The organism is Archangium lipolyticum (genome assembly GCF_024623785.1).
Lineage (GTDB): Bacteria > Myxococcota > Myxococcia > Myxococcales > Myxococcaceae > Archangium > Archangium lipolyticum.
Genome location: NZ_JANKBZ010000037.1, coordinates 33,851 through 46,423, shown reverse-complemented (window position 1 = coordinate 46,423; position 12,573 = coordinate 33,851). Strand labels below are relative to the sequence as shown.

9 protein-coding genes are annotated in these 12,573 nt (G+C 68.4%); 2 read left to right on the top strand and 7 right to left on the bottom strand.

Annotated elements, in window-relative coordinates:
* Positions 1-81: 81 nt before the first annotated feature.
* Positions 82-1,515: a DUF4114 domain-containing protein gene (locus tag NR810_RS44425; RefSeq protein ID WP_257461633.1), complete on the top strand. Its 1,434-nt coding sequence runs from the start codon at positions 82-84 to the stop codon at positions 1,513-1,515.
* Positions 1,516-1,601: 86 nt separating this feature from the next.
* Positions 1,602-2,477, top strand: a complete 876-nt coding sequence (locus tag NR810_RS44420) for a fibrinogen-like YCDxxxxGGGW domain-containing protein (RefSeq protein WP_257461631.1) — start codon at positions 1,602-1,604, stop codon at positions 2,475-2,477.
* Positions 2,478-2,496: 19 nt separating this feature from the next.
* On the opposite strand, the gene NR810_RS44415 is transcribed toward NR810_RS44420, so the two are convergent.
* The 7 genes from NR810_RS44415 to NR810_RS44385 all read right to left on the bottom strand — a co-directional run bounded on the left by NR810_RS44415 (position 2,497) and on the right by NR810_RS44385 (position 12,247).
* A complete protein-coding gene (locus NR810_RS44415; RefSeq protein ID WP_257461630.1) occupies positions 2,497-3,837 on the bottom strand; it encodes a hypothetical protein in 1,341 nt (446 codons plus the stop codon).
* The gene (locus tag NR810_RS44410) at positions 3,834-5,699 is read right to left on the bottom strand and encodes a hypothetical protein (protein ID WP_257461629.1); all 1,866 of its coding nucleotides are present in this window, start codon (positions 5,697-5,699) and stop codon (positions 3,834-3,836) included. Before NR810_RS44410 ends, NR810_RS44415 begins: the two co-directional genes overlap by 4 nt.
* 259 nt (positions 5,700-5,958) lie before the next feature.
* Positions 5,959-8,187, bottom strand: a complete 2,229-nt coding sequence (locus tag NR810_RS44405) for a peptidase domain-containing ABC transporter (protein WP_257461628.1) — start codon at positions 8,185-8,187, stop codon at positions 5,959-5,961.
* Positions 8,180-9,127, bottom strand: coding sequence for an efflux RND transporter periplasmic adaptor subunit (locus NR810_RS44400; protein ID WP_257461627.1), 948 nt, complete (start codon positions 9,125-9,127; stop codon positions 8,180-8,182). Before NR810_RS44400 ends, NR810_RS44405 begins: the two co-directional genes overlap by 8 nt.
* A gap of 96 nt (positions 9,128-9,223) precedes the next feature.
* Positions 9,224-10,177: an efflux RND transporter periplasmic adaptor subunit gene (locus NR810_RS44395; RefSeq protein ID WP_257461626.1), complete on the bottom strand. Its 954-nt coding sequence runs from the start codon at positions 10,175-10,177 to the stop codon at positions 9,224-9,226.
* Positions 10,178-10,359: 182 nt separating this feature from the next.
* Complete coding sequence (locus tag NR810_RS44390; RefSeq protein ID WP_257461625.1) at positions 10,360-11,208, bottom strand: hypothetical protein; 849 nt, start codon at positions 11,206-11,208, stop codon at positions 10,360-10,362.
* Positions 11,201-12,247: a hypothetical protein gene (locus NR810_RS44385; protein ID WP_257461624.1), complete on the bottom strand. Its 1,047-nt coding sequence runs from the start codon at positions 12,245-12,247 to the stop codon at positions 11,201-11,203. Before NR810_RS44385 ends, NR810_RS44390 begins: the two co-directional genes overlap by 8 nt.
* Between the last annotated feature and the right edge of the window lie 326 nt (positions 12,248-12,573).

The following is a 12,573-nucleotide window of genomic DNA, read 5'->3' as shown; positions in this document are numbered from 1 at the left end:
CGTGACTCCCCGGGGGGCTGGGGCCTGCCGGGCTCCGCCCCTGGGGTGGCTATCACCCCTTTTCCTCGAGGAAGACGTTTCATGCGCAATCGTTTCAAGAACCGGCTGATGGCTGGTGCACTGGTGGCCGTTGGCGTGGGGTGTGGTGGCCCCGACGCCGTTTCCGAGCAGCCAGGCCAGGTGGAGTCGGCCCTGGTGCCGACCGGGGTCACCCCGGCCACCAATGACACCTTCACCCAGCAGCTGAAGAATGACATCGCCGCCGCCCTGGCGGAGTCCCAGTCGGTGCCCATCGTGCATCCCGAGCTGCTCCCGCCCAACCTGGTGCCGGACCTGCTGGTGGGGCAGGACCTGTGCAAGGTGTGGGTGTCCTTCTACAGCGAGGGGGCCGGCAACAAGAACGCGCTGGGCTACTTCGTCTATCAGGATGGCGCGCCGCCCTCGAGCGTGCCGCTGGCCACCCGCCAGGCCAACATCATCTTCTCCAACTCCTCGGCCGTGGGCAGCGGTGGCAATCTGGTGCAGGGCAATCGCTTCCTGCTCGGCACCGGCCTGGACACCACCTTCTCCAAGGGCTCGCGTATCGGCTTCTACCTGGTGGCGGATGGCTGGAATGGCTCCGCGGTGGACTTCAACAAGCCCACCTACTACACGGTGGACGCCCTCAACCCGGAGTCGACGGCCGCCAAGAAGCGCCACGGGCTCATCGTCCACCATGCGGACGCGCAGCGGCTGGTGATGGGCTTCGAGGACCTCAACCGCGACGGTTCCGCCGACAACGACTTCAACGACGTGGTGTTCACGATCAACTGGGCGCCCCAGGAGTGTCTCATCATCCAGAATCCTGGCATTGATCCGGATTCGAGCTGCCAGGCCGTGAAGACGCGCAGTCCCAACGCGGTGACCGGCTGGTACAACCTGGACCCGTGCGGTACCCAGGGCGCGCAGAAGGACACCTATTTCTGCGACATGGACAAGGTGGGGGCCAACGGCATCAAGGGCGGCTGGACGGTGCCCGGCTGGCAGGAGGCCTCGGCCACCACCACCCTCGGCCTGGAGAAGCGCGGCGTCCAGTCGAACAGCGCCACCAACTGGTCGCGCCCGCTCACGTGCCTCCCCTTCAACGAGGTCATGGTCTTCAACAAGACCCACGGCCAGTTCTTCACCGACACGCTCAAGGGCAGCCAGTTCCGGGTGACCTCCGTGCCCTATGCGCTGGGCGAGGCGGGCCACTCCTTCAACCAGGGCCGCTACGGGCCGGACTCGCCCTTCTACACCCCCATCACCCAGGGCTGCGTGGGCTACAACTATGACGGCAGCATCTTCGCCGACTGGGCCTGTGTGACGGATTACACGGTGGGCGGCACCGCCCGGGGCCACATCGCCGACTACGCCCTGGACTACAACTGCAACCCCGCCCCCGCCTATGACCCGTCCAGGGCCTGGGCCTGGGCCAATGACTCCACCTGCTCCCTGGTCGGCCAGGACTACCTGTGGGGCATCGCCGTCCGCTGAGAGTCCGAGCGTCTGGATTCCTTCATGAGCACCCGGAGGGCCCGTGCGGACTCCGGGTGCTCGTGTCTTTTTGGAGAGCCCCCATCATGCGCAACCGCTCGTGTGTCCGTTCGTTGGCCGCCGCCTTCGCCCTCGCGGCCTTGTCTGGCTGTCCCCACCCACCGCCCGAGCCCACGCCCGACGCGGGTACGCTCGATGCGGGCACGCCCGTGGATGGAGGTTCCGAACCGGAGCCGGATGCGGGCACCCCCTTGCCGGAGATACCACGGCCCGGCTCGCAGGTGCCCCCCCGCGCGAAAGACCCGGCGGCGAGCTGCCAGGAGGTGAAGGCGCGCAATCCCAGCGCCCCGAGCGACTGGTACTGGCTGGACCCCTGTGGCACCCAGGGCGCGCGGCAGGCCCTCTATTACTGTGAAATGGACAGGCCGGGCTCCAATGGCGCCCGTGGCGGCTGGACGGTGGCTGGTTGGCAGCCCGCCTCGGCCATCACCACCCTGGGCGTGGAGCGCCGTGACACGCCCTCGGCCCAGGCCAGCAACTGGAGCAGCTCGCTCGAGTGTCTGTCCTTCCGCGAGGTCATGATCTTCAACAAGACCACGGGGGCGTATTTCACCGACTCGCTGCCGGGCGAGCCCTCGCGGGTGTCTTCCGTGCCCTACGCGCTGGGTGTCCCGGGCCACTCCTTCAACCAGGGCCGCTATGGTCCGGACTCGCCCTCCTATACGCCCATCACCCAGGCCTGTGTGGGCTTCAGCTACAACGGCGCGCTCTCCGCCGAGTGGGCTTGTGTCACCGACACGAGCGCGGGCGGCACGGCCCGGGGCCATGTCGCGGACTACGCCCTGGACTACAACTGCAAGCCCGTGCCCACCTACGACCCCAACCGTGCCTGGGCCTGGGCGGACAATGACTCCTGCTCGCTGGTGGGTGAGGACTACGCGTGGGGCATCGCCGTGCGCTGAGTGCCTGAGGGACCGCCCTTCAGCCCCGGTGCCGCTCGGCCGCGCGGTAGAACTGGCTGAGGGAGTAGTTCAGGAGCGATTGGCGCGAGCGCATGTAATGGCGTGCCCTGGCAAAGGGCAACCAGACACGGTGGCCCACGAGAACCTGGGCCTCTTCGAGCTTCTGGCGCGGTATCCACCGGCCGCCCAGGTGGCGCACCAGCACCTGGCCCAGATAGGCGCCAATGGCGGGTACCGCGCGCTCGTCAACGGCTTCTCTTGGGCGCCTGGTCGGGAAATCCTCACGCCAGAAGTAGAAGTCGGCATTCGTGAGGGACTCGGGCGTGGTGTCGAAGACGGAGGGGACCTCGGTGTGCAGCAAGGCCACGAGAAGCTCGGCGAGGCTTCCGTAGTGCTCGATGGCATGCTTCGGGTCCTCTACGTCCGGAGGCAGGGCGGAACTGGCGGGGCGCCACTCCTCGGGCTCGGGAGGCTGCCAGGCGTTGAGCTCGGCGATCTTCCGCTGGCGCTCGTGAATGGCGACGTCATCCACCACGCGGGAGAGGAGCGGCGCCACGTCCGGGTGGAAGCGAGGCTCCACGGTAGCCAGCGTGGCGCTGCGCTCGCGCAGGGTGCGCAGCAGGGTGTCGAAGTCGAGGTCCGGCCGGAGGTGGGCGTGGGCGCGGGTCTGGGCAATGCGCGCCTCCTCGCAGGCGAAGTCCGCGGCGGTGGGCCGCGTCACCAGCAGGACACAGCCGTTGGGGAGCTCTTCGACCCTCCATGCCGGTGCGGACAGCATGCGCTCGCGGCCGACGGACTCCACCAGCTTCGGGCCGAAGACGTTGAGCCAGAACACCTCGTAGATTTTGTCGAAGCCGTCCCGAATGGACGTCTCCATGTCGCGGCCGAAGAGGGGCGAGTCCGCCAACCCCCTGTCTGCCATGCTGTGGGCCGCGGCATGCGTGACCGGGTAATGAGAGGCCCAGGCTCGCACCATCTCCACGAAATCGAGGCAGCGCTTTGCCTCCGCGAAGAAGGGGAGCGGCTGCACCTTGAGCGCAATGTCCAGCCTGGGCGGACGCTTTGATGGGTAGAGCCCGAGCGACATGTCCAGCGCGGGCCACTCCGTGCGATAGAGACCGCAGAATGTATACCTTTCGCCGCTTCTCTCCTCCAATGCCTTCCAGAGGGCCGCGCGAGAGTATTTCCGTTGCCGCTTGCCTCCCACGACGTCCGGCATCCAATCGCCCGCGTACTTCTCGAGCACTTGAAGAAAGGGCTCCAGCGCACCTTCCCGTGCTGCCCCCGGGTCGAAAGCTCCTTCGAAGTCGAGCCGGAGGCTGTCCGCTGGCGGCAGGTCATGAAATTCCAGCACCTTCATTGGAACAGCACCTCCACTCCCGGAACTTCTTCCCGGGTCGCGGTCACGGCCTTTCGCAATGCATCTACGTCCTTTGGTTTGAGCTGGCCGCCCTCGTAGACGAGGCGGACCCGCTGGACGGGCACCTTGCTGCCCCCGCGGAGCAGGAACTGGAGGGAGTCCCGGCGGATGTCCAGCGTCCCGCCGTATTTCCCTAGAGCTTCTCTCGCGTCCGCGATCATCTGCGCCACCAGGGCCTCATATTTCAGCCCCGAGAGATTTCGGCTCTTGAAGCTGAAGGTCTCGACGCGGGGTGGTCCTCCGGCGAGTCCATCCTCTTCAATGATGAGCACATCCGCATAGCGCAGGCCGCTCTCCGGTTTCTTCACGCCCACGTACCTGTGGATTCGAGGCTCGTGGAAGGCTCCGAGGAAGCGGCGCTCTGCCCGAGGAAGTCTCGCGTCGGCTTCCAGCAACGTCATCATGAAGCGCTCGAAGGCCAGCCCCCGGTCAAACCACCCCCGCATCAGCTCGTAGGGCGCCCAGCGCAGAGGCCCTTCGACCGCCGTGCCCTGCTTGAGTTCCCCCAGACGCTTCTCGTAGTAGGCGACGTACTCAGGCCAGAGTGGGCTGACCTTAGCACCAGGCGGCGGAGCATCAGCGGAGGGACGCTGCTTCTCCAGCACCGCCAGATTCCTGGGCAGACGCGGGCCCGGGGACTCCAACTCCACCTGCGCCAGCCGGGCCTCCACCACCTCCCGAGTGAGGCCCGCTCCCTCGTCCACCAGCGATGCCAGGCTCCCAGCGCGCTCCGCTGCACCGGTCCCATCCAGGAGGGGACGTGCTGCGTCATCCGCCAGGATGGCCACCTGCTCGGGTCCCTTTTGCACCCCGCTCCTCGTCGCCGAGGCGCCCGCGGCCCCGGGCCGGGCCTTGGACATGAGGGCCTGCGCCCGGGCTACATCTCCCCTGGCCTGGCGCAGTGCCAACGCGGCGTCCACTCCCCCCACGGCCACGAAGCGGCCCACCTCCCGGCGGGCGCGTATGTTCTGGGCCAGCTCCCGCAGGCCGTCCACGCCCAGCTTCGCCTCCACCTGCCGTGCCAGCTCCCGCAGTCCCCTCGAGCGCAGCTCCGTTGCCTGGACACCCGTTGCGCTCCGGACTTCGGATGGAGTGCGCAGGCCCTTGCCGCCAGCGTACAGAGTCCCCAGCAGCAACGCGGGCGCCAGCTCGCGAGTGGCCTGTTCGTAGTGTCCCTGGGAGAGAGAGGAGGCTCCCTGGCCCGTGCCTGCCACCAGGTAATAGAAGCCCAGTGGCACCCCGAACGTCATTGCGTCGAAGGTGCCCAGTGCCACGCTGTCCGCCGAGAAGTGTCGCAGCGCCAGGGCCCGTTCCACCTCATGCGCAGCTTGCTGGTAGGGCGGCGGCAACTGCGTCCACCGCCCGGTCATTTCCATGTAACGCGGGCCCTCCACCGTCTGGCTGGTGGAGAGCGCGTCGCGGGCGGCGCGGCCCAGACCCCGCAGCACGTCCCCGGACTGCTCGGCCCGCTCCGGGTAGTGGGAGAGGGACAGGCCCCTCTTCTCCAATTCCTGGCGCACGGCGGGCATGAGGGCCAGCGTCTGGCCCAGCTGCTTGTCTCTGGCCAGCAGCCGAAGTACCGCGTCTACTTCGTCGTCATGAGCCGAGTGCAGCACGAAGAGGGCGAACACCTCGGCGTGGAAGGGGCCGTAACGCTCGGTGGCACTCACGAGGAATGCGGCGCGTTTGCGTTGCAGGAGGTGGGAGGCGTCCTCACTCACTGGCCCCAAGGCGCCCAGCCGTACCGCGCCCCAGTCGTCCAGGGCTTCCAACAGCCGGGGCATGTCGACTTGCTGTTGCAATGAGATGAATCCGGCGGGCGATGTGCAGGCCAGGAATGGGGCCAGGAGCGCCTCATCGCCGGAAAAGAAGTCGGGCCAATTCGAGGGAACCGCCTGGCCTCCGCAGGTGGCGGGGCCTTGGGGGACGGTCCCTTCGCACCAGCCCGGAGGCGGTGTCAGTGTGACGCAACTGGTGGTGAGCAGGGCAGCCCCCAGCAGCATCACTACCCACCTGGGCGTCAAGGCTTCGGTGCACATGCTCCACCCCTCGAGGTGGGCCTCAGCCCGCCTTGTCGTGTTTCAGCTCGGATCCAGGGGCGTGCACCAGGGCGGCGTAGAAGCCTCCCCGGCGCATCAGCTCCTCGTGCGTGCCGGACTCCACCACCTGCCCGGCGTCCATCACCAGGATGAGGTCCGCCGCCTCCACCGTGCTCAGCCGGTGGGCGATGACCACCCGGGTGCAGCGCAGCTCCGCCAGCGCTTCCTGCACCCGCCGCTCGGTGACGGTGTCCAGCGCGTTCGTGGCCTCGTCCAGCAGCAGCACCGCGGGCTTCATCGCCAGCGCCCTCGCCAGCGCCAGTCTCTGCCTCTGGCCTCCCGAGATGGCTCCTCCCATGTCCGACAGCAGCGTCTCGTAGCCCATGGGCATCGACATGATGTCCTGGTGCACCTGCGCCATCTTCGCCGCCCGCTCCACCTCCTCGAGCGTCATCGACGGATCCGCCAGCGCGATGTTGCTGCGGATGCTCCCTCGGAAGAGCGCCGGGTTCTGCATGACGATGCCCAGCTGCCGCCGCACCGCGCGCAGGTCCAGCGAGGCCAGGTCCACCCCGTCGTAGAGCACCCGGCCCGACGTGGGCAGGTACATGCCCACCAGCAGCTGCGCCAGCGTCGTCTTCCCCGCCCCCGAGCGGCCGACGATCGCCACGAACTTCCCGGCCGGGATGTCCACCGTCACGTCCTTCACCACCAGCGCGCCCTGGGCCGAGTAGCGGAAGGACACCTGCTCCAGCTTGATGCCCCCGCGCAGCGTGTGGGCGGGCCTCGGCTCGCCCCGCGGCTGCTCGGGAGGGCTGTCCAGGATGTCCCCCAGCCGATCCATGTAGCTGCCCATCATCTGCAACTGGTTGGCGGTGTTCACCAGCGTGGCCAGGGACGTGAGGAAGCCCGCGGCCAGGGCGCTCAGCGCCAGCATGTTGCCCAGCGACAGCTGGCCCTGGAGCACCAGCCAGGCTCCCACGCACAGGATGACGAGCGGCGAGGCCAGCTTCAGCGCGTTGCCGGCCGCCTCGGTGAGCGCGTTGAGGCGGCCCCGGTCCAGCGAGCTGTTGAGCACGTCCACGTAGAGGTTGGACCAGTGCTCCACCGAGCGGGGCTCCACTCCCAGCGACTTGAGCGTCGGCATCCCGGTGAGCATCTCCAGCAGGAAGCTCTGCGAGGTGGCCTCCGCCTCGAGGTTGCGCGCCATCAGCTCGCGCTGCTTCGCCATGGGCAGCACGAACACCAGCACCTGCACCACGGCCAGTCCCAGCGCGAGCAGCCCCATCGCCGGGCTGAGCAGCAGCAGCAGCAGCAGGTAGCCGCACACCATCACGCCATCGAGCAGTCCGGAGAGCGCTCCCGTGGTGAGCATCTCGCGGATGGTGCTGTGGCTGTTGACGCGCCCCATCAGGTCGCCGGCCGAGCGCAGCTGGAAGAAGGAGAGCGGCAGGTCCACCATGTAGTCCAGGAAGCGCAGCGTCATGCGCGCGTCCAGCCACGTGCGCAGGTGCAGCAGCAGGTGCGCGCGCACCAGCGTGACCAGGAACTGGAAGACGGTGAGCGAGACCAGCCCCGCGCCCACCACCATCAACAGCCGTCCATCCCCCCGGGGGATGATGCTGTCCACCACCGCCCCGGTGAGCGAGGGCACCGCGAGCGCGAAGACCTGCAGCGCGGCGGACACCAGCGCCACGCGCGCCAGCAGCGGCCACTGCTGGAGCACCTGGCGCACGTAGCGCCCCGCCGGACTGGTCCGCTTGCCACCCGTCTCGAAGCCCTCGCCCGGCTCGAGCAGCACGGCCACGCCCGTGAAGGAGCGCGCGAAGGCCTCCAGGGAGACGTGGCGCCGCCCCAGCCCCGGATCCAACAGGTCCACCCCGCCGTCGCGCACCGCCTCGAAGACGACGAAGTGCTTGAACTCCCAGTGGAGGATGGCGCCGGGCTCGAGCAGCTCCACCTCCTCCATCTCCACCTTCACGCCCCGCCCGCGCAGGCCGTAGGCCCGGCCCGTCCGCAGCACGTCCAGCGCCGTCGTCCCGTCGCGGCCCACTCCCATCGTGCCGCGCAGCTCGTCCAGGCTCACCCGGCGGCCGTGATACGCCAGCACCATGGACAGACAGGCCGCGCCGCACTCGGTGGCCGCCAGCTGCCGCACCAGCGGAATGCGCCGGGTGCGCCCGCTCCTCCCCAGCTGGAGCAGGGCGGGGAACCTGTCGAAGAAGCCTCGGCGGGGGTTTTCTTCACTCACGGGAGGGCCACAGCGGCTTGAGGACGGGGAAGAGCGCCACCAGTGCGCCGCGCGAGTCGATCCGCGCCCGCGCCGTGCCGGTCATCCCGTCATGGTAACGGTAGGTGCGTCCCTCGCTGGAGAACTCCCGCGAGGGCAGTCGTGCCCGGACGAGCACCAGCGAGCCCTCGCGCAGGGACACCACGTCCCCTCGCGCCTGCCCCAGGTAGCGCCGCACCTCGGTGGGGCCCACCAGCTCGTCCGCCATCTCCGAGATGGTCAGGTCCGCGTACTCGTAGGGGAAGCCGTGCAGCTCCAGGCGCAGCGGTCCTCCCACGCGCAGCATCGGGCGGGCGTAGCCCGGCAGCAGCACCGTCACCGAGACGGGCGCCGCGTCCCGGCGCAGCGACATCAGCACATCGCCCGGGCCCACCGCCTGTCCCGGACGGACGCGGATGTCGCCCACCACGCCGTCGGTGGGGGCCCGGAGTGAGCGCTCGTCGAGTCGGGCCTGCGCCAGCGCCAGCTGCGCCCGCAGCGAGGTGAGCGTCTGGCGCGCGCTCTCGTCGGTGAGATCCAACATGCGCCGCACGAGCTGCGCGTCCAGCTCGCGCTGGAGCCGGTCGCGCTCGGCGAGCTCCTGCGCGGGGTAGAGGCGCAGCAGGAGGCTGCCCGCCGTCACGCGCTGTCCCGGCCGCACGTCCACGTTGGTGACGATGCCCGAGGCCGTCGCGGTGAGATCCTGCCCGCCCTCCACCTGCACGAAGGCGGGCCCCTCGGCGTACTCGTCGATGGAGGCCAGCAGGAGGCCCAGCAGGCCCGTGGCCAGCGCTCCGGTGAGCACCCAGAAGCCCGCGCGCAACCAGAAGGGCGTGAGCGTCAGCAGGTTGCCCTTGTCGGCTCCGGCTGCATGCTCCTCGAGTGCCTGGCGTCGGAAGATGGATTCAGGCTCTGACGGCAACGCCCCGACCTCCCCGGCGCTTCTCCCGCGCTGGTGACGAGCAGTTACCACACCGGGCCCGGTGGGAGGAGAGACTCCGATGCGGGGCCGGGTTTCTCATGGTGACTCGCCCGCCCGCGTCGTCCGGGGTCCGCCGAGTGCCACGCGCACGGTGGTGCCGCCGAAGACGCGCGCGGCCCCGGCGTCGGGCGTGAGGGTGGCGAGGGCGAAGACCTGCTGGGAGGCCGCGTCGACCTCGGGGGCCACGCTCTCCACGGTGGCTTGGAGCTGCCGGCCGGTGGCCTCGACGGACACCTGGACGGGAGCGCCCGGGGCGAGCCGCGCGGCCACCTGCTCGGGGACGGCGAAGCGCACGCGCAGGACGTCGGCGCTGAGCAGCCGCAGCACGGGGGTGCCCTTGGCGAGCCGGGTGCCAGGGCTCACGTAGCGCGCGGCCACCATGGCATCGAAGGGCGCGCGCAGCCGGCCCTCCTCCAATTGGGTGCGCAGCTGCGTCACCCGCGCCTGCTGCTCCTTCTGGTGGGCCTCGGCCGCCACCAGGCGCGCCTCGGCACCACGCTTCTGGTACTCGGCGATGGAGAGCTCCTCCGCCGACAGGGCCGCCTCCTTGGTGGCCTGACGCCGCGCCAGGCGCTCCTTGGCCTCCTCGAGCTCCAGGGCGATGCTCTCCCGCTCGGCGATCGTCACCTGCAGCGCGGCCTCGGCGGCCAGGAGCTCCTGCTGGGTCTCCCGGGCATCCAGGGCCGCCACCACCGTGCCCCGGTTGACGCGCTCACCCACCTGGCAGCAGACGGAGGCCAGCCGCCCCTCCACTCCAGCGGTGAGCTCCACCACCTCACCGTGGAGGACCACGCCCAGGAACTGCTCTCCCGGCTCCACCACGTCCGCGCCGGGTACCCGTGAGGATTCGGGAGTGGGGGCCGTGCTCGTGGGGGAGGGCGCCTGGGTGCCGCGATTGGCGAGGAATACGCCCAGCCCACTCAGCCCCAGCAGCCCGGCGATGAGCCACGTGCCTGGAGGTAGCCGCCGTCTGCCCCGCCCGCCTGTCATTGCTGAGTGCCCGTCCATCGTGCGTCGTGAAGTGGAGCGCCCAGGGTAGAGGATGGGCGGGCCGGAGCATAGGCGGACATGGCCTCGTCTCCAGTCCCTAGCGGGCGGATGCGTCCGCCTGCCTGCTCGTTCTGGGGCCGAGCCCATGGATTGGACCCGGGCATTACCTTAATTGGCCCTACTCACTTCTCGAGGCTGCTCAGCAAGAGACGCACGAAGCCGACCACGTCGGCCTGGATGGTGTCGTCAGGCCCGCTTTCGAGAAAGTGCGCGACCCGCATCGGGCCCAGGGCATCATGGGCGAGAAAGTCCTGGCGCAGGACCGCGAGTGCCTGGCGGCAATGCTCATCTTGTAAGAACGGTCGAATCCGTTCGACGACGTCCTCTACACCTCGTCCGAAGTACTTGAGGACGTAGAAAAGATCATAGGCATCTTTGTTCGTCCCCCTGAACTTGAACGCCAGGGCCTTGAGGACGATGAAGGCGCCCGCGCCGCATACCCAGACGTCGCGCTGGGTGCGCTCCCCTCGGATGGTGATGCCGTTCAGCGGCACGCGTTGCCGGTCGGTGAACGCCAGATGCAGCCCGGGCGTAATGATGGCCGCGAAGTCCGGCTCCAGGTTGCGCAGCTTGCCGGGCTGGTCCGTCGGGAGCGTGGGGGGGATGAGGAAGTCCAGCGTCATCCGCCCCAGGTGGGTTTCGATTCCCCACGTCTGGCGCGAAGGCCGGCCTTTGTCATTCGGCGCCTGTTTGAAGCCCGCTTCTCTCAGCCGCTCGGCGATTTTCTGATAGCGCGCCTCGTCGAACACCGCGATCGACAGGCCAAGGTCGAGGTCCAGGGTTCCAACGTGTGCCTCGACGGAGTCATCCGCGTCTTCAGGAGAGATGAGCAGTGAGGGAACGAGTCCACCGACGACGGTGAGCTCCTCGGTGAGATCTCCCAGGATGGTCGCCACGTAGAGACACGTGGAGCGGGCCAGTTCGGCCAGTTCGGGCGGATATCCCGCACGTGTCGATGGCTTCTCAGGCATGGAGGCTCCAGGGGAGTTGCCTGCGGCGGAGTTCCTCCGCGGCCTCTTGCGATCGTTCGGGCATGGCGAGCAGATCCAGGTAGGTCTGTACGGCGCTGGCGCAGCGGATGCCGTCGATGTCGACGGCCCCATCGAAGACACCCGTGTCCTCGGGCATGATCAGCCAGACATTGGCACCTCGCTCCTCCTGCCGGAAATGGAGTGAGTCCAACGAGGGAAGTTCCTGGACGAAGACGGTGACGACCCGAAACCCGGCGAACCTCGCGTGGAGCCACGCGGACGCGAGTCCCGTGGCGGCATGGGAAATCGACCTCTCCCGAAGCGAATCCGAGAGAAGGCTCAACACGACCTGGGGAGAGCGTGCTGGGATGTGGCCTCGGATGATGTGGTGGCGGTTGAAGGCGTACGCCTCTCGCCAGGCATCGAGGAGAAGGCCTGGATTCCTGACCCGGAGAGCGCCGCCCTCCCTGGAGAGAAAGCCGTTGGCCTCGAGCTGTCGGACGATGCGGCTGACGAACCCTTCCCCCAATCCCGTCTCACGGGCGAGCTCCCGCTGTCGGAAGACCCGGGTCGGCTCGAGGAGCAACCGGCGTGTCACGCGGGCGCTCTTGGGCGCGAAGACATTCTCGGGCCGGCCCGGCTTTCGATGCGGATTGCGGCGGCCTTCGATCCGGATGTGGAGCCCTGGTCCTCGGAGATGGGCGTTCCCCGCCAGGTCGATCCAGGACACGGAGGCCGAACGGCAGAATTGCTTGCCGACCTCCCCCATGAAGGGAACCGCGATGACTGGTAGGGCTGGCTTGGGGCTGAAGTACGGGTGCGCTCGCTTCAGGTGCTCTACGGCCGCCTCGAGGCTTCGGATGTTCGCGGAGCGCTTGAACTCCACCATGAACAGGTGTTCGTTGCTCTCGACGATGAGGTCCACCTGCTGCCCCGCGGCGGAGCCGGCGTTGAAGGTGCCCCTACGTGGAAGCAGGGACGTCTCCAGGACATCCGACAGGACCGAGAGTGCTTCCTTTTCGAACGCCTGCTCCCACATCACTTCACTAAATAAACCCCCTTTACTAGGAAGTAAAGTAGGGTGTTTTAGTGAAGTCAGGGGCCCAAGTGCCTGATTTTATAAGAGTTCTGGCAGGCCTGCTTCACTGAATATGGGCTCTTCACTGGACAATGAAGGAGAGGGGTTTGGTAAAGCAGGCGAGAGGGCAAGCACTCGGCCTCCTAGAGCGCGCGTCACGCCGCCGACTACGCGCTCAAGGCCGTGGTCGCCGCTGTTTCCTCCACCGATGCGGATGCTGCCACCAGGGACGGTCCATCGTGTCGCCCGCCGTGGGCTGAACCCACCCGGATGGCCAACACCGGCCA